General features: G+C 69.7%; 17 protein-coding genes. 10 read left to right on the top strand and 7 right to left on the bottom strand.

Annotated features, from left to right (window positions below; genetic code table 11):
- Nucleotides 1-53 precede the first annotated feature (53 nt).
- Both ACFWEJ_RS06725 and ACFWEJ_RS06720 read right to left on the bottom strand, forming a co-directional pair.
- Nucleotides 54-1145: a Gfo/Idh/MocA family protein gene (locus tag ACFWEJ_RS06725; RefSeq protein WP_377228421.1), complete on the bottom strand. Its 1092-nt coding sequence runs from the start codon at nt 1143-1145 to the stop codon at nt 54-56.
- Nucleotides 1142-2296: a Gfo/Idh/MocA family protein gene (locus ACFWEJ_RS06720; protein WP_377228420.1), complete on the bottom strand. Its 1155-nt coding sequence runs from the start codon at nt 2294-2296 to the stop codon at nt 1142-1144. The genes ACFWEJ_RS06725 and ACFWEJ_RS06720 overlap by 4 nt, the downstream gene beginning before the upstream one ends.
- A 101-nt stretch (nt 2297-2397) precedes the next feature.
- Here ACFWEJ_RS06720 and ACFWEJ_RS06715 point away from each other — a divergent pair, with 101 nt between their 5' ends.
- Nucleotides 2398-3396 carry a LacI family DNA-binding transcriptional regulator gene (locus tag ACFWEJ_RS06715; RefSeq protein WP_377228419.1) on the top strand — a complete coding sequence of 333 codons (999 nt, stop codon included), beginning with the start codon at nt 2398-2400 and terminating at the stop codon, nt 3394-3396.
- A gap of 66 nt (nt 3397-3462) precedes the next feature.
- Here the strand turns inward: ACFWEJ_RS06715 and ACFWEJ_RS06710 are convergent, their stop codons facing one another.
- The 3 genes from ACFWEJ_RS06710 to ACFWEJ_RS06700 form a co-directional block, all read right to left on the bottom strand.
- Entirely contained in the window at nt 3463-4770 is a 1308-nt protein-coding gene (locus ACFWEJ_RS06710; RefSeq protein WP_377228418.1) for an ABC transporter substrate-binding protein, read from the bottom strand.
- 99 nt (nt 4771-4869) lie between these two features.
- Complete coding sequence (locus ACFWEJ_RS06705; RefSeq protein WP_377228428.1) at nt 4870-5733, bottom strand: carbohydrate ABC transporter permease; 864 nt, start codon at nt 5731-5733, stop codon at nt 4870-4872.
- Between the two features lie 92 nt (nt 5734-5825).
- Nucleotides 5826-6713 carry a carbohydrate ABC transporter permease gene (locus ACFWEJ_RS06700; protein WP_377228427.1) on the bottom strand — a complete coding sequence of 296 codons (888 nt, stop codon included), beginning with the start codon at nt 6711-6713 and terminating at the stop codon, nt 5826-5828.
- A gap of 1792 nt (nt 6714-8505) precedes the next feature.
- On the opposite strand from ACFWEJ_RS06700, the gene ACFWEJ_RS06695 reads away from it, so the two are divergent.
- Genes ACFWEJ_RS06695 through ACFWEJ_RS06685 form a run of 3 tightly spaced genes read left to right on the top strand, consistent with a single transcriptional unit; the run spans nt 8506 to nt 12526 of the window.
- A complete protein-coding gene (locus tag ACFWEJ_RS06695; RefSeq protein ID WP_377228417.1) occupies nt 8506-10005 on the top strand; it encodes an MFS transporter in 1500 nt (499 codons plus the stop codon).
- A 41-nt stretch (nt 10006-10046) separates the two neighbouring features.
- Complete coding sequence (locus ACFWEJ_RS06690; RefSeq protein WP_377228416.1) at nt 10047-10883, top strand: SDR family NAD(P)-dependent oxidoreductase; 837 nt, start codon at nt 10047-10049, stop codon at nt 10881-10883.
- A complete protein-coding gene (locus ACFWEJ_RS06685; protein WP_377228415.1) occupies nt 10883-12526 on the top strand; it encodes a hypothetical protein in 1644 nt (547 codons plus the stop codon). The genes ACFWEJ_RS06690 and ACFWEJ_RS06685 overlap by 1 nt, the downstream gene beginning before the upstream one ends.
- Before the next feature lie 19 nt (nt 12527-12545).
- On the opposite strand, the gene ACFWEJ_RS06680 is transcribed toward ACFWEJ_RS06685, so the two are convergent.
- Nucleotides 12546-13769, bottom strand: coding sequence for a helix-turn-helix domain-containing protein (locus ACFWEJ_RS06680; RefSeq protein WP_377228414.1), 1224 nt, complete (start codon nt 13767-13769; stop codon nt 12546-12548).
- Nucleotides 13770-13900: 131 nt separating this feature from the next.
- Here ACFWEJ_RS06680 and ACFWEJ_RS06675 point away from each other — a divergent pair, with 131 nt between their 5' ends.
- The 4 genes from ACFWEJ_RS06675 to ACFWEJ_RS06660 are packed head-to-tail and all read left to right on the top strand — an operon-like array spanning nt 13901 to nt 20889.
- Entirely contained in the window at nt 13901-16159 is a 2259-nt protein-coding gene (locus ACFWEJ_RS06675) for a glycoside hydrolase family 2 protein (RefSeq protein ID WP_377228413.1), read from the top strand.
- A 26-nt stretch (nt 16160-16185) separates the two neighbouring features.
- Nucleotides 16186-17412: a family 1 glycosylhydrolase gene (locus ACFWEJ_RS06670; protein WP_377228426.1), complete on the top strand. Its 1227-nt coding sequence runs from the start codon at nt 16186-16188 to the stop codon at nt 17410-17412.
- Entirely contained in the window at nt 17409-20039 is a 2631-nt protein-coding gene (locus ACFWEJ_RS06665) for a family 78 glycoside hydrolase catalytic domain (protein WP_377228412.1), read from the top strand. Before ACFWEJ_RS06670 ends, ACFWEJ_RS06665 begins: the two co-directional genes overlap by 4 nt.
- 37 nt (nt 20040-20076) lie before the next feature.
- Complete coding sequence (locus ACFWEJ_RS06660) at nt 20077-20889, top strand: SDR family NAD(P)-dependent oxidoreductase (RefSeq protein ID WP_377228411.1); 813 nt, start codon at nt 20077-20079, stop codon at nt 20887-20889.
- A 75-nt stretch (nt 20890-20964) separates the two neighbouring features.
- Here ACFWEJ_RS06660 and ACFWEJ_RS06655 read toward each other — a convergent pair whose 3' ends face one another.
- Entirely contained in the window at nt 20965-21549 is a 585-nt protein-coding gene (locus tag ACFWEJ_RS06655) for a TetR/AcrR family transcriptional regulator (RefSeq protein WP_377228410.1), read from the bottom strand.
- A 171-nt stretch (nt 21550-21720) separates the two neighbouring features.
- Here ACFWEJ_RS06655 and ACFWEJ_RS06650 point away from each other — a divergent pair, with 171 nt between their 5' ends.
- Nucleotides 21721-23880, top strand: coding sequence for a hypothetical protein (locus ACFWEJ_RS06650; protein WP_377228409.1), 2160 nt, complete (start codon nt 21721-21723; stop codon nt 23878-23880).
- Nucleotides 23881-24052: 172 nt separating this feature from the next.
- The gene (locus ACFWEJ_RS06645) at nt 24053-25366 is read left to right on the top strand and encodes an ABC transporter substrate-binding protein (protein ID WP_377228408.1); all 1314 of its coding nucleotides are present in this window, start codon (nt 24053-24055) and stop codon (nt 25364-25366) included.
- Nucleotides 25367-25411 lie beyond the last annotated feature (45 nt).

The following is a 25411-nucleotide window of genomic DNA, read 5'->3' as shown; positions in this document are numbered from 1 at the left end:
GTGCCGTTGCCGGGGTTCTCGGGCGGGCCCGTGGCCGTGTGCCGGTCGAGCGCCTAGGCCGGGGTGAGCACGCGGGCTGCTCGCTGTGCGAGCACGCTGAGCTCGGCGGCCTTGAACGCGTGCTCCTGCGTCATCGCCGTCTCGGTCCGCTCCAGGCAGTCGAGGATGAGCTGTCCGAAGTACGGGAACCCGACCTGTCCGTCCGCGACGAGGTGGTGCTCGCCCTCGCCGTCGACCAGGAACACGTGGCCGCCACCCTCACCGGTGCCGACGTTGACATACTTGCGCAGCTCGATGTAGCCGTCGGTGCCGAGGATCACGGTGCGGCCGTCGCCCCAGGTGCTCAGTCCGTCCGGCGTGAACCAGTCCACGCGGCAGTACCCGGTGGCGCCGTTGTCCATCACATTGCCGGCCTCGCCGAAGTCGTCCAGCAGCGGGTGGTCCGGGTGGTGGTAGTTCGCGATCGCGGCGTGGCTGACGTCCGCGTCCTTCGCCCCGGCGTAGTGCAGCATCTGCTCGAAGTTGTGGCTGCCGATGTCGCACAGGATGCCGCCGTACTTCTCCTTCTCGAAGAACCAGTGGGGACGGCCGGTGCCGAGCCGGTGGTGGCCCAGGCCGATGGCCTGCAGCACGCGGCCGATCGCGCCCCGGTCGACGAGCTGCTCCGCCAGGACCGCGGCCTCGACGTGAATCCGCTCGGAGTAGTACACGGCGTACTTCTGGCCCGTGCGCGCCGTCGCCTCGCGCGCTGCGGCGAGCTGTTCGAGCGACGTCAGCGGTGCCTTGTCCGTGAAGTAGTCCTTGCCCGACTCGATGACCCGCAGGCCCAGCGTGGCCCGCTCGGAGGTCACCGCCGCACCCGCGACGAGCCGCACCTCGTCGTCGTCCAGGATCTCCGCTTCGCTGCGTGCCACCCGTACGTCGGGGAACTTCTGACGTATCACCTCGACCTTGGCCGGGTCAGGATCATAGACCCATCCGAGCGTGCCGCCCGCGTCGGCCAGACCCTGGCACATGCCGTACACGTGGCCGTGGTCGAGGCTGGTCGCGGCGAAGACGAACTCGCCCGGTTCGACCACGGGCGCGGGTACCGGGTCGGGTGCGTACGCGGCGCCGCTCGCGCCGCCCGTCAGGTTGGTGCTCATGCCTTCGCTCCCACCACGATCGCGCCCGGCTGCTCGCCCACCGATGCCGTCTTCGAGAAGAAGTGCGGCGCTCGCTCCACGAGCGTGCCGGTTCGGTAGTACGGGTCGTCGGGACGCAGCGGCAGGTCCACGGTGCGGCGCTCGACGCCTGCCTCGTAGATCGCGGTCACCAGCTCGATGGCGCGGCGGCCGTCCTCGCCGTCGACGGCGGGGCGACGGCGCTCACGCACGGCGTCGAGCATGTCGCCGATCTGCCCGGCGTGCCCGGTGTGCTCCAACGAGCGGTGCGCCGCGGCAACCGCCTCGATCGCGGCGACGCGCTCGGGGTCGCCGTCGGGGGCGGGGAACCCGTTGGAGGTCGCGACTTCCGCCGCCACCTTCCACGGCTGGGACACCCGCGCGTGGCGACCCTGCACCACGATCGCCTGTTCCTCGCCGTGGCTCACCACCGAGGCGGTGACCTCGGCCAGCGCCCGGTCGTACTGCAGCACGGTCACGGACAGGTCCTCGACCTCGGCGTTCTCGTGCGCGGCGTTGGTGAGCACCGACGTCACGGCCTTGGGTGTGCCGAGCATCCACAGGGTCATGTCCAGGTGATGGATGGCGTGGTTGAGCGTGCAGCCGCCCCCCTCGCTCTCCCAGGTCCCGCGCCACCACAGGTCGTAGTACTCGGTGCCCCGCCACCAGGCCGAGCTGACCTGCGCGTGGGTGACCTCGCCCGCGAGACCGGAGTCCAGTACCTCCTTGAGGGTGGCGATGTCGTCGCGGAACCGGTTCTGCGCGACGACGGACAGCTGCCGGTCGTTCGCCCGTGCCGCCTCGATCATGGCGTCGCACTCCTCGAGCGAGGGCGCCATGGGCTTCTCGACGAGCACGTCGACGCCCGCCTCGAGCGCGGCGATCGTTAGGGCGGCATGGCTGGACGGGGGTGTCGCGACGCTAACCAGGTCGAAGCGTTCGGCGGCCAGCATCGCGGCGGCGTCCTCGTAGACGCGGGCGCCCTCGAGCCCGAGCTCCGAGCGGACCGCCTCGGCCTTGCCGGGCGCGGGGTCACACAGAGCGACGATCTCGCGCTCCTCCCCGAAACGCAGGTATCCCTCGATGTGCGACCGGGCGATACCGCCGGTGCCGACGATCCCGCTGGTGAGCATGCTTCCTCCGCTAGAGCGACATGATACGTATCATGCGCCACTAGAGTGCCGGGGCGTCACGGCCATGTCAAGATGTCGTGCAAGGGAGCCATACTGTGCCTGTGCCGAAACCTCCTACCAGCCACGATGTCGCGCGCGCCGCCGGGGTGTCACAGGCGGCTGTCTCCTATGCGCTCACGGGCCGTGGCACCCTCTCCGCAGCCACGCGCGAGCACGTCCTGCGCGTGGCCGAGTCCATGGGGTACCGCCCCAACCTCGCGGCCCGGTCCATGCGTACCCGCCGGTCCGGCCGGCTCGCCGTGGTGACCGGTGCCACGCTGAGCTCCAAGGTCCTCACCGGCGCGGCCGAGGTCGCCGAGGCCGCCGGCTACGCGACGGAGACGCACGCCATCGACGGCACCGTCGAGCATCGCACGGCCCGTGTGCGCGACCTTGCCGCGAGCCGCCAGTACGAAGGCATCCTCACCCTCGTACCCGTGCTCTCCGACGAGCTGGATACGCCGGCGTCCTCGGAGGACGGCACACCTGTCGTCGCCGAGGCGACCTTCGACGAGCAGATGCGCAGCCTCGGCACGCTCGCCGACGCCCGCCCGATCGAGGAGTTCGTGGCGACACTCGCCGCCAGGGGATGGCACCGGTTCGTGCACGTGGCCGGCTCGTCGCAGTACGCCTCCGGCCGCGCGCGGCGTGATGCCTACATCGCGACCGTGGAGCGCCTCGCCACCGAGTCCGGCGTCACGTCGCTTGGCGTGTTCGGGGGCGCGTGGACAGGGGAAGCGGGCCGCAGCGCCATGCACGACCTACCTGACGATGCCCCGCCCGTCGCCGTGATCGCCGGCAACGACGTGGTCGCCGCGGGGGTGCTGCGCGGCGCTGCCGAACGCGGCTGGACCGTTCCCGACGACCTCGTGGTGACGGGCTGGGACGACGCGGAGATCGGGGCCTTCATGTCACCTTCCCTGACCACCGTCGCGGTCGATTTCCCGGAGGCCGGCCGCAACGCCATGCGGCGCCTGATCACCAGGCTGCGCGGCGAGGCCGGCCCGGGCACAGGTGCCCCGATCCACCGCATCGTCTGGCGCGAATCGACGGGTGGGTGAACCGGGGCGGCCCTCGGCCTCCTGCGTTGCGCCGCGGACGGACGCCGATCGTCCGCGTGCGGGATCTCAGTCCGCGCTGATCGTGTCCTGCGCATAGGCGTACCACTGGTCCACGAACTCAGTGTCAGTGATGTTTCCGTACTGCATCTCTTCGGCGAGCCGGGTCATCTCGGCGTCGATCTCGCCCTGGCCCTTCACCGGGACGAGTGCGTCCTCCGTAATCTCTTCGGCCTGGGCACTCTCGTACGCGAGGAGGCGCTCGTCCGGCGAACCCTTCTCGATCTTCATCGCGCCTTTCTGCGCATCCGTCGCCGGGACCCCCTTCGAGGTGCCGAAGATCTCGCCGACCCGCGGATCGTTGATCATGAAGTCAATGAACGCCGCGGCTGCGTCCGGGTGCGCAGAATGTGCCGACGCCGACAGCATGACCCCGGAGTGCCAGTACAGTTTCTTGCCATCATCGCCCGTGGGGATGGGCAGCAGCTCCATGTCGTCGCTGCCGATCTCGGCCACCCTGTTGGGCATCAGGGTGTCCCAGTTGGCCTCGGCGACGAGCTCGCCGGCTGTGAGGCCGGTGTCGGGTGAGAGCTGCGCCCCGCGCTCGGCCGGGAAGAACGCCTCGGCCTCACGCAGCGGCGCCCACAGGTCCGCCCATGCCTGGACGTCCTCCTTCGTGAAGGCGATCTCGCCGTCGGCGGTGAACGGTGTCTTGCCCTGCTGCAGCAGCCACTGCAGGAACCAGGGGTTGTTCCCCGTCATGTCATTGATCGGATAGACCTGCGGGTCGTGTGCGGCACCTGCCTCGGCGACCTCGGCCAGCCAGGCCACGAGGTCGTCCCAGCCGTACCCCTCGGCCGGGGGCTCGACGCCGAGCTCTTCGAGGAGCTTGGCGTTGTACATGAGCGACTGGGTGTTGAGGCTGGCAGGTACGGCGTAGGTCGTGCCCTCCACCTGACCCGAGGCCAGCGCCGAGTCGTCCACGCTGCCCACATCGAGGTTGACACCGAGCTGCCCGTCGAGCTCCGCGAGCTGCCCCGTCGCCCCGTACTGCCGCACGTAGCTCGCGTCCATCTGGAGAACGTCGGGAAGCGAGCTGCCCGCCGCCTCCGTCGCACGCGCCGTCCAGTAGTCCTCCCAAGCCTGGAACTGGGTCTGGACCGTGATGTTCGGGTACTCCTCCTCGAAAAGGTCGATCGATCTCTCGTACCGTTCGGCCCGGTCGTCGTTGCCCCACCAGGTGAACGTCAGCGTGATGTCCTCGTCCGTGGCGACTGGTGCCGCGGGGCCGGCACTGCCGCCGCCGTTCCCGCAGGCGGCGAAGCCGAAGGTCAGGGCCAGTGCGGCGACCGTGCCGGTGACTCGTGCGAACTTCATCGTTCCTCCATCCCCGCGTCGGTGCGGGTCTCGTTGCGGCGGGTGTGCCCGCCACTGTCTGGATCTGTGCTGGTCGGGATGCGTGTGGTCGGTACGGGTTCAGCCCTTGAGGCCCTGGGTGGCGACGCCGTCGACGATGTAGCGCTGGAAGAGGACGAAGAAGATCATCACGGGCAGCAGGGCAAGGACCGCCATCGCCATCTGCGCGCCGTAGTCCGAGACGCTGGTCTGGTCGACATACAGGCGCAGCGCGATCGGCAGCGGATACATGTCGGGCCGCTTGAGGTACAGCAGCGGCCCGAGGAAGTCGTTCCACGACCAGATGAACGCGAAGATCGAGCTGGTGATGATGGCCGGACGCATCAGCGGCAGCATGATCGAACAGAAGATGCGCACGTGCCCGGCACCGTCGATGCGAGCCGCTTCGTCCAGCTCGCGTGGCAGGTTGCGCATGAACTGAACCATGAGAAACACGAAGAACGCCTCGCCGGCGAGGAACTTCGGGACCAGCAGAGGCAGGAACGTGTTCACCATGCCTAGCTCGTTGAACATGATGTATTGCGGGATGAGCAAGACGTGGAACGGCAGCAGCAGGGTGCCGATCATGATCGCGAAGAACAACTTGCGCCCCGGGAACCGGAGCCGCGCGAACGCATAGGCACTGACCGTGGAGGACAGGACCACCCCGACCACCGACAGGATCGCCAGGATCATCGAGTTGGCGAAGAACGTCCAGAATCCGACGCCACCGATCCCGGACAACGCGGTAACGAAGTTGTCGACGGAGAAGCTGTCCGACCACAGACGGATGTTGCCGATGATCTCGCTCGAGGGTTTGAACGAGCTGGCCAGCATCCACACCGCCGGGTAGAGCACCACGACGGTGCAGGCCACCATGAAGGCGTGGAACGCGAGTGCCCGGACACGCTTGCGACGCTGGGCCGCCTTGCGAGACCTGGACATGCCGTTCGTACGGTGCGTCGCGGCTCCTTGCTCGGCGCCCGTCGTCGCGGCGTCCTGGTCCGCAGGGGGCGAGGTGGCGATGTGTGCGTCTCTCATCGGCTGTCTCCGGAGTAGTGGACCCAGGCGTTTGAGGTGCGGAACAAGATCGCGGTGATAACTCCGACCACGACCACCAGCACCCACGCCATGGCTGAGGCGTACCCCATGTCGAACTGGGCGAAGCCCTTGATGTACAGGTACAGCGTGTAGAACAGGGTCGAGTCCGCCGGGCCGCCGGTGCCGCCGGAGATGATGAATGCCGACCCGAACACCTGGAATGCACCGATGGTTTCCAGGAGCAGATTGAAGAACAGGACCGGGGACAGCATCGGGATCGTGATCGAACGGAACTTTCGCAGCGGCCCCGCGCCGTCCATGGACGCCGCTTCGTAGAGTTCTGCCGGGATCTGCTTCAAGCCAGCCAGAAAGATCACCGTCGGGGCGCCGAACGTCCACACCGCCAGCAGCACGAACATCGGCATCGTCTTGGACGGGTCGCCTACCCATCCCCCGGCCGGCAGGCCGAACAGCTGTTGGATCCTGTCCACGATGCCGTCGTCGATGAACATCGCCCGCCAGACGATCGCGATCGACACCGAAGCACCGATCAGCGACGGTGCGTAGAAGATCGACCGGTAGGCGCCCTGTCCTCGTTGCTGCACATTCAGCAGCAGTGCTACCGCCAGGGCAGCGGCGAGCTTGACAGGTGTACCGACCACCACGTAGATCGCCGTCACCTTTGCTGAGGTCCAGAACCGGGGGTCCTGGAACAGCGCCGTGAAATTGGCCAGGCCCACCCATTGCGGCGCACGGAACAGGTCGTAGTCCGTGAACGCGAGGTATAGCGACGCCATCATCGGGAACACAGTCAACGCGACAAAACCCACGAGCCATGGTGAGAGGAACGCGAACCCCGCGCGGGTCTCGGCGTGCCGCGACATCCGCCGCGGCCGCGCGCCGCCTTGATCGACAGGCGAAAGGTCCGGAACCCGAGGAGTTGCCTGCTCAGCCGTCTCGGTCATGGCTACCTCCGAGGGCGGTCGTCTCGGCACCAGCCAAGTGCGGGCAGTCCGCGAGGGCTGGACCGGGTTGCCGCAGTTGACCGTGCGGCGGTCGACGCCGGGAGCGGCAGTCAACAGCTCGATGACGCATGGATCCTCCATTGGAACCGCATGATACGTATCATGGTCGATTCATCCTCCCCATCGACCGCTGCCGTGTCAAGGCCCGTTTTCGTAGGGCACCGAGCGGACAGCGGGGCGCCACGGTCATGTGTTTGGCGTGGGTTGGTTGCGAGGCGTAGCCACTCGGGGCGCGGCGGCGGCCCGAGCTTCGGCCCGCCTGGGGCTCAGTGCGGACGGCGACAATGCCGGATCCGCACAGGCTCCCGAACAGGCCTCGCCGGTCGTCAGGAACGACGAAGCCCACCAGCACCCATGGGTATCTGCGCTGGTGGGCACCGGTCGGGCTTACTTCGCCGATCTCGTCCGAGCACGCTGCGGCCGACCAGCCGCGAACGCTTCGGCGGCCTTGATGCTGACCTCGTCGACGGTGCACGCATCCTGACACGAGCCCTCGCGACGATCGAGCTCCTCGACGTCCTCGCACTCCATTGCGATGAGTCCCGCACCCCGCTGGTGTTCTACGGAAGCACCGTGCGAAACCTTGCATCGTGACGTACGCCGGTAGGCCTACGGGTCCCAACGACAGGGCGGAACGACAGACCGTTCCTGGTCCAGGCTCAGCTCTCCACCGTGACGAAGCTCAGTTCTTCGAGACCGACATCCGAGCCGACGGAGTTCCCCGTGAGTTTTTACAGATACCTGTCCGGAAAGGGGTATGGTCGGGCATGCAGAGTGGCGCACGTTCAAGAGCTGTTGATCCTCGGCCGGGGACAACGCCGCGATGGAGTCGTTCTTCGCGTTGCTGCAGAAGAATGTCCTGGACCGGCGCCGCTGGACTAACCGCGAGGAACTGCGGATGGGACTGCTGCAGCTTTGGTGTCAGCCCGTCTCAGGCGGCGAGCGTGGCCGATGCGGCATCGATTTGAGGAAGCATCTGGCTCGCGGGTGCTCGGACGGGATCCGGCGGCCGCGTGCAGCTCCGGGCGTCGCGTGCACGGCCTGGGCGCGCGGGTAAATGGGTCGGTGACCTGTGCGGGTTGATGGGCTGCTTTGCGGGTCATTCCGCGGTCACGCCGCCCTCACGATCAGGTAAGGGCGTGACGATACCTGCCAAGTCCCCCTCCGGACACTCTTCAACCCGCTGTGACCAGCGGGTTTACCCAGCAGGCGGCCTCCGATGCAGTGCGTCGGAGCCGAGACGAACGCCGAGTGCCTCGTAGAGGTCTCGGCGTTCTTTGTCTGTGTCGCAGCTCAGCACCCGGAGCGATCCACCGACGGTCGCCAGGTCCTGGGTTCGTTGCTTCACGTCGATCGACCCGCCGGTCCGCGCCGCCCGCGGAGGCCCACCTCGGCGAGCTCGGCCTCGGTCCGGTACTCGACCATGTCGGCGCGACGGCACGGCCGGACGTCGCGTAGGAGTGCGCCACACGCGGCGACCGTCTGTGGGACCAGGCCGAGCTGAGCCGCGCGCCGGATCTCTGCTGGTCGCGCCGAACCGCTTCTATCAAGCGGGCTTTTCCCAGCCCTAGCCTTGCGGTCATCTCGGGACGGCATCCACGGAATGGCCCGTCGCCGCCCGGGACGAGATCCTCAAAGGAGCGTGAACGCAATGGCGCGTACCCCGAAGCAGACGGCGAGCGAAGCCGATGGCGTGACCTACCGCCGAGCCCGTACCTGGGAGATCGCCTTCTCCCAGATGAACAACGGCTCGGCCATGGTCTTCTACACCCTCGTCGGCCTCATGAGCTATCTGCAGAACGCCGGGTACGGCATCGCGGTCGCGGCCGCCGGCCTGATCCTCACCGTGACCCGGGTGTTCGACGGCGTGATCGACCCGCTGCTCGCACTGGTCATCGACAAGGTGAGCTTCCCCTTCGGCAAGCTGCGGTTCTTCATGCTCAGCGGGTGGCTCATCCGTTCGCTCGCGATCCTCCTGCTGTTCGTGTGGGCCTCCGACACGGGGCTCGGCGCTCCGTTCTTCATCGCGATCTACGCCGTGTACATCATCGGCTCGTCGATGAACGACATCGCCGGGCAGATGTCCGGACCCGTGCTCACCAACGATCCGCGTCAGCGGCCGACGGTGCAGGTGTGGGCCACCGTCTACGCGTACTTCGTCCCTGCGATCTTCTCGATCATCTCCACCGTCGTGTTCCTGCCCCGGCACGGCAACCAGTTCACCGTGGAGATGCTCAGCGAGACCGCGACGACGTACGTGGCCTGCTCCCTGGTGTTCCAGATCCTGGCCTGCATCGGCGTTTCCCGGATCGACAAGCCGGGAAGCTTTGCGCACCTCTCGGCCGACCGCGCCAAGGTCGAGGTCTCGCTCCGTGACATGTGGAACCTCCTGGTCCACAACGGCCCGTTCCAGCGGTACCTGATCAGCGGCGCCTCCGACAAGCTCGCCCAGGTGGTCAGGTCGCAGGCGGTGATCGGCACCCTGATGTGGGGCATCCTGCTGGGCAACATGCAGCTCGGCACGACGCTCAGCACCATCGCGATCCTGCCCGGCATCGTGTTCGCGATCTTCGGAGCCCGCTACAACGGCAAGCACGGATCGAAGGCAGCAACGGTCACGTGGACCTGGATCTGCCTGATCCTGGCGGCGCTGCTCACCGCGTTCTGCCTGCTGGTGGACCTGGGGTCCGTCCTTGGCAGCCTGCCCCTCGCGATCGTCTTCTACGCCGTGTACCTGCTCCTGAACGGAGCGTCGATGGTGGTCACCGTCGCCTCGGGCGCCATGCGGGCCGACATCATCGACTACGAGCTCGACCGTTCCGGGAAGTACCTCCCGGCCACCGTCACCGCGACGTACAACCTCATCGACCAGATCATCACCTCGCTCGGCGCCACGCTCGCCCTCGGCGCGGTGTCGCTGATCGGCTTCACCACGGTCATGCCGCAGCCCACGGACACGTCGAGCACCCCGATCCTCCTGATGACACTGGCGCTCTTCTTCGGCCTCCCGATCCTCGGCTGGGCGTGCACCCTGATCGCGATGCGCGGCTACCAGCTCACCCGCACCGAGATGATCGCGGTGCACAAGCGCGTCGCCGACAAGAAGGCGGCACTGCAGGAGGCCGAGCCCGCCCCCACGGCACCCCTGTAGCCCCGCACTGTCCCACCCCCCTCGACTGATCGGAGCACCCCGTGCCCTTCCCGTTCGCTGACGTGTCCGCCACGCCGCTGACCGACCTGCTCTCGCTGCACGGCCGCCGCGCCGTCGTCACCGGCGGCGCCCGCGGGCTGGGGCGTGCGATCGCCGCTCGGCTCGCCGAGGCCGGGGCCGATGTCCTCCTCGGCGACCTCGAGCTCACGCTCGCCGAGCAGGCGGCCGCCGAGCTGAGTGCCACGCACGGCACCCACGTGCTCGCCACCCGCCTCGACGTCGTCGACTCCGCGTCCGTGGACGCCGCCGCGGACCTCGCCGTCCGGGAACTCGGCGGACTCGACATCTGGGTCAACAACGCCGGGGTCTTTCCCGCCTTCGGCGCGCTGCAGGCGAGCGACGAGCAATGGCGGCAGGTGCAGGCCGTGAACCTCGACGGCACCTTCCACGGCGCCCGCGCAGCGGCGCGTCACTTCGCCGCCTCCGGGGGTGGGGTGATCGTCAACGTCGTCTCCACCGCCGGGTTCCAGGCACCCGCACCCGGGCTCGCGGCCTACGTGGCCAGCAAGCACGCGGTGCGTGGCCTCACGAAGGAGCTCGCCCTCGAGCTGGCGCCGTTGGGTGTGCGGGTGCTCGGCGTCGCCCCCACCTTCGTGCCCACCGAGGGCAACCTGGCGGCTGCCGAAGCCGGGCGGGCCCAGGCCGAGGCCGCCGGCATCGATCCCGACGCCGCAGGCATGGACGTGATGACCCACAGCCTGATCGGCCGCCTCGGCACACCCGACGACATCGCCCGGGTCGTCCTGTTCGCCGCGAGCGACCTGTCGCTGATCATGACCGGCAGCACGCTGCTGGCCGACGCCGGTGAGACCATCTGATGGGCGGGACCAGGGCCGGGTCGGGCGAGCGACTCCGCCTGGTGACGGAAGAGTTCGGCCGGATCGAGGTGGACACCGTGGCCCTGCCCGAGGGTGCCCTCGACACCTACGCCACCTACACGCCGTCGGGACGGATCTTCCTGCTCTACCGGCGCTCGAACGACCCCGTCGATGAGCAGATCTTCCACGCCGCGACCATCGAGGACGACGGCACCGGGTACCACCACCTCTTCTCCGGGCCCGTCGCGCAGCATCCTCGCGCGAACGGCATCCGGGCCATGATGCTCCCGGACAACCGCAGGGCGCTGCTCGGCGACTACATGCTCGAGTGCGACCCGGACCTCGACACGGCCACGGCCGCGCGCCTCGTCGACGTGCGGTATCCGTGGCGGCAGGAGGAGGATCCCGGGACCACCCACCACTGGTCCGAGGTCATCGTCTCCCCCGACGGGGAGCACGTGTCCTGGACGATCCTGCGGGCCGACATGGGCGCCGCCGTCGGGCTCGGCCGCCTGAGCCGCACCGTCGACGCCTACGAGATCATGAGCCCTCAGCTCATCAGCACGGTCGAGCAGTACGTCGCGGATCCCGAACATCCCGGCTGCATGCTGCCGCAGCCTTCCCGAGGAGGCGAGGTCAAGCAGTTCGTGCGCGGCGGGCGCGCGATCTCCGCGGTCGGCGGAGTGGACGGCTTCCTCCCGGACTCCGTGGTGCAGGCCCTGGACTCCGGCGACCTCACGGCCGTGACCCGCGGCCCCGGTTACGACGAGACCACCATCTTCTCGCCGGACGAGACGCTCGGCCTGGTGATGACCGCTCGCGCCTCGCGTGCGACCGACCTCGCCGTGCTCGGCCTGCTGCCGCGACCGCGGTCCGGCCACGCACTCTCCGCCATCGCCTGGACCGTCTACTCCTACAGCGTGACCGGGGTGCGGAACCACAGGCCGGGCAATGTCGGCCCGGTGCTCATCGACATCGCCCGGTCCCGGGCCGATCCCGGCTACCAGGGTGTCGCCCTGCACGACCCGGCCGAGGAATGGGTGTACGTCTCACCGATGTCCTGGCACCCGGACGGGACCCGTTGCGCCTGGCTCGAGACGCCACGCGGTTCGGAGCTGTCCCAGCCCGTCCGGGACATCCGGATCCGGCGGGCCCGTCTGCTGGATGTCACGCCCGGCGAGCCGGTGCGGCCGGTCGCCGTCCCGGACGACGTCGTCTACGCGTTGCGCGGCGATGCCGCGGAGCAGGCGCTGTGGAACCCGCCGCAGCCGGTGACCTCGGCGCGGGTCGCAGGGCGCCACAGCGGATACCTCGAGATCGACCGCACCCTGCCCGATGCCGCACGGGGTACGGCCGGGACGGGCGAGGTGCGCTACGCCGGCTACAGCGACGACGGTGTCTCCGTGTGGAACGGCTTCGAACGGGTGACCAGTGCCTTCACCACCGACACGGTGTACGAGGCGGACCTTGTGCTCGCCGGGCCGGTGTCCGGGGAGATGCGTCTGCGTGCCACCTGGACGTCGCTCGTCGGTCCCGACCCCGCCCGGCTGCGCTTCGAGCAGGCGGACGACGGCAAGGCCGCCAGCCATGGGTACGCCCGCTACGGCGACCAGCGGCGGGAGGTCTCGGCGCTCCTGCCTTGAGCCGGGCGGCCCACCCGGCTCATCCCGCGTGGGCGGCGCGATAGGCCGTGGGGGTCATCCCGTACGCGGCCCGGAACACCTTCACGAAGTAGTTCGCGTCGTCGTACCCCACGAACAGGGCGATGTCGTGCACGTGCCGCGAGGTCGTGGTGAGCAGCCGGGCGGCGCGCTCGGCCCGGTGCCGGGCGACGTACTCGGCGACGGTCGTACCCGTCTCGGCCTTGAAGCGCCGTGCGAGCGTGGAGGCGGAGACCCCCGCGCGCTCGGCGAGCTCCGAGGTGGAGACGGGGTGGCTGAGATGCAGGTCGATCTCGTCGGTCACCTGTCGCACCAGGGCCGAGAAGCCCCGCTGGTGGTGCCGGCGCACGTGCCGGCAGAAGTCCGTGACCATCTGCGCGGTGAAGGGCGCGATCCGCCGCGCGTCGGCCGTGTGACCGACCCGGTGCAGCCGCTGGGCGTACTCCTGGGAGATCGCGTCGATCGTCACGCCGGGGAGCCCGCCGCGCTGCGCCGCCACCCGGGCCATGATGCGCAGGATCGTCGCACCGAGGAACGGGGTGTTGAGGTAGTTCATGGTCTGCGGCATGCGGGCGAGGCGCTGCAGGGCGGCCAGGGCCTGCTCCGTCGAGCCCTCGGCGACCGCATCCATGAACTCCCGCTCCAGGACGTAGCGCTCGTCGATCACCGCGAAGGACGCGGACTGCGGCGCCTCGCCGTGACCCGGCTCGATCGTCCCGCCCTCGGCCTTGACCTGGTGCAGCCGGCCCAGCACGTCGTCGCTGCCGGCGGCGCGCAGCAGCGCGGCGGCACCCCGGTGCACGTACTCGGGGTCCACGATCGGGTACCGGGTGCGATACAGCTTGTAGAGCCGAAGGTGCGCGGTGGAGATCCCGAGCCGATTCAGCACCTCCTCCGCGACCCCGGGATGCGTCGGCTCGTGCGTGTAGGGCCCGACGACCAGGAGCTGCTCCGCCCACCGCACCAGCGTCACGGCCATCCCGAGCGGCTCCAGCACCTCGTGGACGACCTGCGGCTCCATCTCCCGCACGAACGCGCGCAGCGAGGCGGTCGTGAACGCGGGCTGCAGGCGCGGGTCCAGGCAGTGGGCCGCCTCGAAGTCGGCCAGGGCCGCCGGGATGTCGGACGCCCGGACCAGGACGACGGGGCAGCTCAGCACGCCGGCGAGGACGGCACGGACCGCCTCGAGGGTGTCGACAGGGGCGGCTTCCGACGTCGTCGGCATGAAGGGTTCCGTTCGTCCACGGCACGGGGGTGCCGAATTGGTCCTGCTGATGCGCGACCAGTTCTATCACCGGTGTGCGAGCGGTTCGTACTGTGGCGGCACGCCAGCGTCGTCTTGTCGAAGGAGCCTTTATGCCGCCGCCCCCTGCCAGCCCCCGCCAGGTCACGCCGATCCTTGACGGCTGGGCGTTCGCTCCCGTCGAGCTGCCGGCCGACGCGGGCTGGGCGGACGTCGTCCGCGCGGGGGAGCGGGTCACCCTGCCGCACACGTGGAACGCGGTCGACGGCCAGGCCGGCGGAGGGTACCGCCGTGGCCGCTCCACCTATGCGCGGCTCGTCGAGCCCGCAGGCGCCGCCGGGGCCGTCGGACCCGTGGAGACCTGGGTGGAGTTCGCGGGCGTGAACTCCTCGGCCGAGGTGTACCTGGGCGGACGGCTGCTCGGCCGGCACGACGGTGGCTACTCGACGTTCCGTGTCGATCTCACGGCCGCGCTCGCAGACGGTGCACGGACCCTTCTGGTGGTCGTGGACAACGCCGCGAACGACCGGGTGTACCCGCAGCAGGCGGACTTCACGTTCTACGGCGGCATCTACCGCGACGTCCGCCTTGTCGCCGTCGGACCCACCCACCTCGCGCTCGACGACCACGGCGGGCCCGGCCTCACGGTGACCTCGGCGCTCGACGGGGACCGGGCCGACGTGGCGCTGACCGCCCGGGTCACCGGCGCGACCGGCCCCGACGTCGCGGTGCGGTTCGGCATCGACGGCGAGGCGTCCGTGACCGTGCCCGTCGTCGACGGCGAGGCGACCGTCACCCTGCCCATCCAGGAAGTGCGCCGCTGGCACGGCCTGCGCGACCCCCACCTCTACACCGCGCGCGCCGAGCTCCTGACGGGCCGGACCGTGCTCGACGCGGTCGACCTGCGCTTCGGCTGCCGCGAGTTCGCGGTCGACCCGCAGCGGGGCTTCCTGCTGAACGGCGAGGAGTACCCGCTGCGCGGTGTGTCCCGTCATCAGGACCACGAGGGCGTGGGGAACGCGATCACCGAGGAGCTGCGGCAGCAGGACCTCGCCCTGCTGCGCGAGCTGGGGGTGACCACGGTGCGGCTCGCGCACTACCAGCACGACCAGCGGACCTACGACCTGTGCGACGAGGCCGGGATCGTGGTGTGGGCGGAGATCCCACAGATCACGGTGTTCCTGCCCGGCGGCACCGGCAACGCCCGCGACCAGCTCACCGAGCTCGTCGTCCAGAACCGGCACCATGCGAGCATCGTCAGCTGGGGCCTCTCGAACGAGATCACGCTCGCCGGTGCGGGTGAGGACGTGCTGGCCGCCCACCTCGAGCTGAACCGCCTCGCCCACGAGCTCGACCCCACGCGCCTGACCGCGATGGCGCACCTGTTCCTGCTGGAGACCGACCACCCGCTCGTCACCGTGCCGGACGTGATGTCCTACAACCTCTACTTCGGCTGGTACGTGGGCGAGGTCGAGGACAACGACACCTGGCTCGACGACTTCCACCAGGCCTACCCGGAGGTCGCGATCGGCCTGTCCGAGTACGGGGCCGACGCCAACCCGCTGTTCCAGTCGGCCACGCCCGCCAAGGGTGACTACACCGAGAGCTACCAGGCGCTGTACCACGAGCACATGCTCACGATGATCGAGCAGCGGCCCTGGCTGTGGGCCACCCACGTGTGGAACCTCGCCGACTTCGGCTCGGCGGGCCGCGACGAGGGCGGGGTGGCCGGCCGTAACCAGAAAGGCCTGGTCTCCTTCGACCGCACCGTCAAGAAGGACGCGTTCTACCTGTACAAGGCGGCGTGGGCGACCGAACCCTTCGTGCACGTGGCCGGACGGCGCCGTGCCGACCGGGTGGAGGACGTGACCGAGGTGATCGTCTACTCCAACCAGGAGCGGGTCACCCTCCTGGTGGACGACGCCGAGCACGGAGTCGTCGAGGGCCGTCGGGCCTTCCGTTTCCAGGTCCCCCTGACCGGCGAGCACAGGATCACCGCGCGCTCCGGCGACCTCACCGACACCGTCGTGCTGCGCAAGGTCGACGAGGTGCCAGCGGCGACCGTCATGCCCACCACGACGATCGCCAACTGGTTCGACGACGCCGAGCTCCCCGCCCCCGAGGGCTTCCTCTCGATCCGGGACACCCTCGGCGACATCAAGCGGTCGGAGCAGGGTGCCCGCCTGATCGCCTCCGTGCTCGAGACCCTCGCGACCAGCCGCGGCGAGGTCGGCCGGGGCGTCGAGATCCCGGCCGCCATGCAGGCCATCGTCGACCGGATGAGCCTCGAGAAGCTCGTCCGGCAGGCCGGCGGCGTACCCGCAGAACAGATCGCGGCGTTGAACGCCCAGCTCAACGCCATCGCCAAGTGACCCCGAACGACGAGAACGGCGACACCATGACCAGGACCTTTCCCACCACCTTTCTCTGGGGCGCCGCCACCGCCCCGCACCAGATCGAGGGCGGCAACGTCGGCTCCGACTTCTGGGCCAACGAGGGGCGCGTGCCCGGCATGGAGCGCAGCGGCGACGCCTGCGACTCCTACCACCGCTACCGCGAGGACATGCAGCTGCTCGCAGGCGCCGGCTGCACCGCCTACCGCTTCGGCATCGAGTGGGCCCGGATCGAACCGGAGGAGAACCTCTTCTCGAACGCCGAGCTCGCCCACTACCGGCGCATGATCGACACGGCGGTCGAGCTGGGGCTCACACCGGTGGTCACCCTGCACCACTTCACGAACCCGCGCTGGTTCGCCGAACGCGGCGGCTGGCTCGCCGACGACGCCGTCGACCGGTTCACCCGGTACGTCGAGGTCGTGACGCGGATCCTCGACGGCGTCGAGTGGGTCGTCACCATGAACGAGCCCAACATGCTCTCGATGATGACCGCGATGGGACGGGACATGGCACGGAACGCGGCCGGCGGCGCGGCCGTGGGCGGAGGCGGGGAGGACTGGACCAGCCCCACGGTCGACAACGGTCCCCGTCCCGTGCGGCTGCCCACCCCGGACCCGGAGATCGGGCGGATCTTCGTGCGCGCCCACCACGCCGCCCGCCAGGTGCTGCGCGCGAAGACGTCCGCGAAGATCGGCTGGAGCGTGGCGAACCGTGCCTTCGAGGCCCGGCCGGGAGGGGAGGAGCGGATGGCGGAGCTCTCCTGGGTGTGGGAGGACCTGTACCTGGAGGGCAGCGCGGGTGACGACTTCGTGGGCGTGCAGTCCTACTCGGTCCAGTACGTCGACGCCGACGGGATCGAGCCCTACCCCGACCACCCGGACAACACCCTGGTGGGCACGGCCTACCGGCCCGACGCCCTCGGCGTCGCGGTGCGGCACACGCACGAGGTGACCGGACTGCCCATTCTTGTCACGGAGAACGGCATCGCCACGGGCGACGACGCCCGGCGCATCGCCTACACCACGGGTGCTCTCGAGGGTCTCGCCGCTGCCATGGCCGACGGCATCACCGTGCACGGCTACCTGCACTGGAGCCTGCTGGACAACTACGAGTGGGGCCACTGGGCGCCGACCTTCGGGCTCGTGGCCGTGGACCGCGAGACCTTCGTACGGACCCCCAAGCCGAGCCTCGCCTGGCTCGGCGGCGTGGCGAGGCGCGGGCAGCTGTGAGCCTCCTGCTCCAGGTCGACTCCGGCGGGGACCAGTTCCCGGTGACCGGACCGGCTCCCCGGCTGTCGTGGACCCTGCCGACGTCGCTCGGCCCGGTCACCGGGTCGCTGCTCGAGGCGGAGATGGACGGGGACCCGCTGCCGCCGCGCGCGCTCGGTCCGGAGCACAGGTTCGTGGCCTGGCCCTGGGCGCCGCTGCGCAGCGGGGCACGGGTGCGGTGGCGCGTGTCGCCGCACGGTCCGGGCGGCCAGGTCCGCTCCGACTGGTCATCGTTCGAGGCGGGTCTGGCCGACGCCGACTGGACGGCCCGCTGGATCAGCCCCGTAGAGGAGGATGGCCCGGGGTACGGCGAGCGCCCCGCACACGTCCTGGCCACGACCTTCTCGGTCGCCGGTCCGGTGTCGCGGGCCCGGCTGCACGCCACCGCACTGGGGGTGTACGAGGCGTTCGTGAACGGCGAGCGGGCCGGGACGGCGCAGCTGACCCCCGGGAGCACGTCCTACGACGACACGCTGTACGCCCAGGTCAGTGACGTGACGGGCGCGATCCGGGCGGGGGAGAACCGGCTCGAGGTGGTGCTCAGCGACGGCTGGTTCCGCGGGCAGGTGGGTGCCTTCCGGCTGCCCGCCGGCTGGGGCACCGTGCTCGCCGCCCGGGTCGAGCTGCACCTCGAGCTGCCCGACGGGACCCGCCAGATGGTGCTCAGCGACGGCTCCTGGACCTCCACCGTCTCGACCATCACCCGCGCCGACCTCATGGCCGGGCAGACCACGGACCACACCGCCGGGCCAGTCGGGCCGCCGCAGCCCGTCCTCGTCGACCAGGTCTCCGCCCCGCCGATCACCTGCTCGCCGGCACCACCGGTGCGCGTGGTCGAGTCCCGCGCACCCGTGACCTCTCGGCAGATCGACGACCACACGTGGGTGCTCGACTTCGGGCAGAACGCCTCGGGGTGGCTGCGGATCGAGGGACTGGGACCGCTCGGCACCCGCACCGTGATCGACCACGGCGAGCACGTCGGCCCCGACGGCGACCTGGACACCGCCCACCTGAACTCCTCAGGCGATGGCGGGGTCGTCGTCTTCTCGCAGCGCGACGAGGTCGTCTCCGACGGCGTGACGGACGTGTTCGAGCCGCGCCATACCGTGCACGGCTTCCAGTACGTCCGGATCCGCCGGGCGGGCGCCCCTGTGGACCCGGCGCGCGTGACCATGCAAGTGGTGCACACCGATCTACGCCGCACCGGCACGTTCGCCAGCAGCTCCCCGGAGCTGAACCGGCTGCACGAGATCGCCGGGTGGAGCTTCCGCGGCAACGCGGTGGACGTCCCGACGGACTGCCCGACCCGCGAGCGCCTCGCCTGGACGGGGGACTACCAGGTCTTCGTCTCCACGGCGACGCGGCTGTACGACGTGCTCGGCTTCAGCCGCAAGTGGTTGCAGTCCGTACGTGACGACCAGCTCGACGACGGCCGGATCCCGAACTTCGCGCCCGACGGACGCCGGATCAAGCACCACCCGGAGGACCGGCTCGCCCTGATGACCGGTTCCGCCGGCTGGGGCGACGCGATCGTCGCCGTGCCCTGGGAGCTGTACCACGCGTACGGGGACCAGCACGTGCTGGCCGAGAACTGGGCCGCGATGGTGCGTTGGGTCGACTGGGAGCTGGCGACCGCTCGGACCACCCGCCACCACACCCGTGTGCGGCGCTCGCCGGAGCCTGCCCCGCACGAGGAGTACCTCTGGGACGGGACCTTCCACTGGGGGGAGTGGACCGAGCCGGTGCCTCGGGGTCCCGACGGCTCGCGCCGGGACCCGGTCAAGGTGGACCCTGCGGCCTGGTTCATGGCCGACAAGGGTGAGGTCGGCACCGCCTACCTCTACCGCAGCGTCACGACGCTCGCGGAGATCGCGCGGATCCTGGGGTTCGAGGACGATGCGGCGAGGTACGCGGAGGTCGGGCAGCGGGTGCTCCACGCCTGGCGGACCGAGTTCCTGGGGCCGGACGGCCGCACCGTGGACGACACGCAGGCGGCCTACGTCCGGGCGCTGAGCTTCGGACTCGTCCCTGTCGAACTGCGGGCCGCGGCCGCGAACCGGCTGGTCGAGCTCGTGGCCGCGGCCGGGGGACACCTGGCCACCGGGTTCCTCTCCACGGGCGACCTGCTGCCCGTCCTCGTGGAGACCGGGCACACGGACGTGGCCTACGGGCTCCTGTTCCAGACCACGTCCCCGTCCTGGATGGCCATGGTCGACAAGGGTGCGACCACCATCTGGGAGGACTGGGAGGGCATCGACGAACGAGGTCAGGCGCACGAGTCGCTGAACCACTACAGCAAAGGCGCGGTGGTCCGCTTCCTGCACAGCCACGTGGTGGGCCTGCGCCAGGACCCCGGCTCGGTCGCGTGGGAGGCATTCACGGTGGCCCCGGCGCCGGGAGGGTCGGTGACCTGGGCCGAGGGCAGCCACGAGTCCCCGCAAGGCACGATTGCCGCGCGCTGGGACCGCGTGACCGGCGGCATGCGGGCGCAGGTGACCGTGCCTCCAGGTTCGACCTGCACCCTGCACCTACCTGGCACGGATCCCGAGCTTGTCGTGGGGCCCGCGCACGTGGTGCGCGGGCCGTGACCGGGTGCACCCGCCAGGAACCAAGGAGAGGATCGACATGGAGATCGCAGGCAAGGTATTCGTCGTCACCGGAGCGGGCAACGGGATCGGGCGTGAGGTCGCCCTGCGGCTCGTGGCCGGCGGTGCGTCGGTCGCGGGCGTGGACCTGAGCGGTCCAGGTCTCCAGGAGACCCGGACACTGGCAGATGCCGGCTCCAGATACTCCTCGCACGTCGTCGACATCACCGACCGGGACGCGGTGGAGGCATTGCCGGACGCGGTTGCTGCCACTCACGAACAGGTTGACGGGATCATCAACGTCGCCGGAGTGATCCAGAAGTTCGTCAAGGTTCTCGACCTGCCGTACCCGGAGATCGAGAAGGTGATGAACGTGAACTTCTGGGGTGTGGTCCACATGTGCAAGGCGTTCCTGCCAGTGCTCGTCGCGCGGCAGGAGGCCACGATCGTCAACGTCGCGAGCATGGGCGCCTATGCACCCGTGCCGGGGCAGGCGCTCTACGGAGCGTCCAAGGCGGCGGTCAAGTTGTTCACCGAGGCGCTGTACGCCGAGCTGCTGGACACCGGCGTGCACGTGACGGTGGTCTTCCCCGGCGCGATCAGCACGGGCATCGCCGCGAACTCCGGGGTGGCCCTCGCCGGAGACGACTCGGCTGGGAGCGGCTCGTACCGGACGACCAGCCCGGTCGAGGCAGGGCGCGTGATAGTCCAGGCGATCGAGAAAGACAGGTTCCGTGCGACGATCGGCCCGGACGCGGCCGCGATGGACCGGCTCGCCCGCCTGAACCCGAGGTACGCGACGACGCTCATCGCCAGGAAGATGAGCGATCTGCTGGGCGAAAGCACTCGTTGAAGGAAGCAAGCGGCCTCGGGAGCACCAACTGACGGTCGTCCGTCAGTCGCCGGAACGATGTCTCGTGGTACTCACTCAGTCCAGGGCGTTCGGACCCAGGAGGGTGCGGATGTGCCACTCGATGTGGGCACGGATGTCGAACCGGGGTCCGTGCTGCCACTGGAACTGCAGACCCTCCCAGGCCGCCAGGAGCATCCGCGCGGCGACGTCGGCATCCACGTCCTGTGGGACCGAACCGCTTGCCTGCAGGCGCCGGATGTCGGTCGCCACGACATCGAAGGAACGTGCCCAGCGCTCCTGGAAGTACGCGTTGGCGGGATGGTCGGGGTCGGCTGCGGCCCCGGCCAGCTCCGCGTAGAGCCGCGATATGTTCGTGCGTTGCACTCCGATCTCGGCGCGGTGCCCCATCTCGGCGATCGCACCGGCCTCACCCCGCGCGTGGATGTGCTCGTCGTCGTGCTGCTTGAGCGCTGCGATGAGCAGGCTCTCCTTGGTGGGGAAGTGGTAGTAGACGGTCGGTTCGCTCGTCCCGGCCAGCTCGGCGATCTCTGACACGGCGACGTTGCGGTGCCCCTTCTCCCGTACGAGCGTCAGGGCGGCGCGGCTCAGAGCCTGGCGTCTCTGGTCCGACTTCGCGTATGGGCCGCGCTTTGCCGCCATGTGTGCGGCTCCTTCCGGTGGGCGTCGAACAAGCGAACGGGGCGATCGTATGCCGCCCGCCAAAATCATAGACGGCTCGGAATTGGACCGTCAGAGGCATTGACAGGGTGGTCGAACGCGGTGCTACCCTCGCCAAAGTTAAAGACAACTCAGAATTCAACGGGGGCCAGGATGCCGCAGGCGAAGCTCGACCGACGGGAGCTGGTGCGCCGGCACAACCCCGTCCTCACGGCCGCGCACCCGACTGCCGTTCTCACGGTGGGCAACGGGAACGTCGCGCTGACCGTGGACATCTCGGGGCTTCAGACCTTCCCGGAGTTCCACGAGCTGCGGCCCGACCCCTCGCGTACCGCTCACGATGGCCTGGACGGTCTGCCGGACCACGCGCCCCGGCCGTTCGATCTCGACGACTACCAGATACCGTTGCGCACCCAGTCGACGTGGGGCTGGTACGAGACCCGCCCGACGCGTTCCTTTCGCTTCGACGAGGCAGTCACCGACTACCCGACTCCCAGGGGCCCGGTGCCCTACGCCGACCGCATGGGGCTGCAGCGGGCAGCCGATCCGATCCCGGAGGAACTCGCCCCGGGCGCGTGGTTTCACTACAACCCTCGCCGTGCCCATCTCGGGCGACTCACGCTCGTACGCACCGACGGCACGGTTCCCGAGGACCCGCACGTGCTCGGAGACCCGCGCACCGAACTCGACCTGTGGTCCGGGCGGGTGGAGGCAAGGTACGTGCTCGCGGGCGAGCCGGTCACCGTCACGACCGTGGCCGATCCTGGAGCGAACCGGTTCGCGGTGCGGGTCGAGTCTCCTTTGCTGTCCGCCGGGTGGGGCGTCGCGTGGGTGTTCGACCCTCAGCAGGACGACCTGGCCTGGTTCGAGCACCTTCTGGACGAGGAGACGGTCTGGACCGCGACGGCACCACGGCGCTGGACCGCGCGACGCAGCGTGGAGACGACGACGTATGGCGTGCAGGTGGCCACGACTGGCGTGCTGTCACCGCACGGCCGCGACGGTGTCCGGGCAGGCACGCGGCAGCCATCGATCGAGGTGGTCGTCGAGATGTCTCCCGGCCCGGTGCCTGAAGACGCGCCCCCGAGCTTCGCAGAGGTCTGCGCGGCGTCGGCGTGCTGGTGGCAGGAGTACTGGGAGAGCGGAGCCGCAGTGAGCCTCGAGGGGAGCACCGACGAACGGGCGCACGAGCTCGAACGCCGGATCGTGCTCTCCCAGCACCTGCTTGCGGTCAACTGTGCGGGTTCAGCTCCGCCGGCGGAGACCGGGCTGACGTACAACACCTGGAGCGGCAAGTTCCACCTCGAGATGCACTGGTGGCACGGCGCGCACTTCCCGCTGTGGGGCAGGGGCCACCTGCTGGAACGCAGCCTCGCGTGGTACCACCGAGCACTCGCCTCCGCCCGCACCACCGCACGGCGGCAGGGTTACCGCGGTGCGCGCTGGCCCAAGCAGACCGACCTGTCCGCACGGGAGTCGCCCAGCAACATCGGTGTCTTCCTCGTCTGGCAGCAGCCGCACCCCATCCACCTGCTCGAGCTGCTGCGCCAGGAGGGGCGTGACGACTCCTTCCTGCGTGCGCACTATCCGCTCGTGGAGGCGACCGCGGACTTCATGGCCGACTTCGTGGAGGACCGTGACGGCACCTACACCCTGCCGCCGCCCCTGATCCCGGCGCAGGAGAGCTACCTCGCGGACCGGAGGACGGTCAGTGATCCCACGTTCGAGCTCGCCTACTGGGCGTGGGCGCTGCGGGTGGCGAACCAGTGGCGCTCCCGCCTGGGCCTGCCTCGGCGCGTGGACTGGGACCGGGTGGCGTGGAACATGCGCCCGCCCACACGGCTGCCGGGAGGCGGGTATGCCGCCATCGCGACACCCCCGTTCCTGGTACGCAAGGACCACCCGTCCATGCTCATGGCCCTGGGGTGGGTCCCGGCCACCGGCCTGGTCGACCCGGACGTGATGGCGGCGACCCTCGACGACGTCTGGGAGCAGTGGGACCTGCAGTCGACGTGGGGCTGGGACTACCCGGTGCTCGCGATGACGGCGGTCGCCCTCGGGGACCTCGGGCGGGCGATCGACGGACTCCTGCTGCCCTCGCCGAAGAACACCTACCTGGCCAACGGGCACAACCCGCAGATGCCGGGCTTCCTCACGCTGTACCTGCCGGCCAACGGGGGGCTCCTCGCCGCCGTCGCGCACATCGCCACAGCGGCCGAAGCAGGTGCACCGCTCCCGGACGGATGGAACATCACCGCGGAAGGGCTGCGCACCCTGCCCCCCGTACCCCAGGGCAACGCGGCCGTCCCCTGAACTGCTCATCGATCCGACGACCCGAAGCGACAAGGAGAACCACCCTGACCACCCGCGGATCGCCGATCCAGGCGACGCCGCACCAGCACGACCGATTCCCCATATACACCGATGTGGCGCCCTGACTCCCGGCACGCCCGGAGCTGCGCCCAGTCTTTCAAAGGTGAGGACCATGCGTGTTACCCCCAACAACCACAGCACCCGGCGTCGTGGCCGCGGTGCGGCCGTCGCGGCCGGATCACTGACGATCGCCGCGTCCCTCCTGCTGGCCGGCTGCGGCTCGACAGACGACCCCGCCGACGACGGCGAGATCGAGCTGACGTTCCTGAACCAGTCCCGCGGTCAGGAAGCGGCACTGAACCAGCTCGCCGAGCAGTACACCGAAGAGACCGGGATCAAGATCACCGTCGACTCGCCCGGGCCCGCCGACTACCTGCCCAAGCTGCAGGCGCGCGCCCAGTCCCGCGACATGCCTGACATCTACTCCTCGTTCAACGCGACGGAGATGGCCCCGTTCTACAAGGCCGGCTGGGCCATGGACCTCACCGAGGACCTCGAGGCGGGCTGGAAGGACAGCTTCAGCCCCGCCGTCGTCAAGATGTCGACCTTCGAGGACGGCAACAACCTCGGCATCCCCGCAGGCGTCTACAGCGTGCACTGGGAGACCCAGACCTACGGCTTCCTCATCAACCCCGCCCTGACCGGGATCGACCAGGCCGAGCCGCCGCAGACCACCGGCGAGCTCACCGCTGCCCTGGCCGCCGCCGACACCGGCTCCGGCACCTTCTCCGTCGCGGCATCGGTCACCCCACTGCTCGTCCAGGGCCTCGCCTCGAACTGGCTCACCGACGAGCAGATCGCAGCGACCTTCGACGGCGAGGAGAGCTGGGAGCAGGACGGCTGGCGCAACGCCTTCCAGTACCTCGTCGACCTCAAGGAGGCCGGCGTCATCACGAACGACGCGCTCCCCGGCGGCCAGGACGACAACCCCGACGTCGAGTCCGCATTCTTCACCCAGGGCACGGGAGCAATCTTCGACGCATCGCCCGGCGTGTCCGTCGGGCTCGCCACCAACCCCGAGTTCGAGGACTACTTCTCCATCGGTCTCCCCGCCGCCGACGACGGCACACTCGACCCCCGGTCCCCGGGCATCCCCGGCAAGGGCGCCGTCATCAACCCGAAGGGCGAACACCCCGACGAGGCACTCGCCTTCGTGAAGTGGCTGACCGAACCCGAGCAGCAGACCGTGTTCGCGGAGGTCGGCCGGATCCTGCCGACCAACCCGGAGCTCCTCGCGGGCGGCGACGTCCCCCAGCAGCTCACCGGCTTCGCCGACGGCGTCGAAGGCCTGCAGGTCATGTCGACGACCTTCGCCACGGACGTCAAGACCGCGATCGTGGCCGAGTCCGAACGCCTCGTCCTCGGCGAGACGACCATCGACGAGGCGCTCGCCGCCATCCAGGCCGCGCAGGACCGCGTGTCATGACCACCCAGCTCGTCCGGCTCTCCGCGCGGCGCCCGACCCGGGCGC

The sequence above is a fragment of the Promicromonospora sp. NPDC060204 genome (assembly GCF_042728455.1).
Taxonomy (GTDB): domain Bacteria; phylum Actinomycetota; class Actinomycetes; order Actinomycetales; family Cellulomonadaceae; genus Promicromonospora.
Note: the sequence above shows the minus strand (reverse complement) of the source record. Positions and strands in the feature narration are given on the sequence as shown.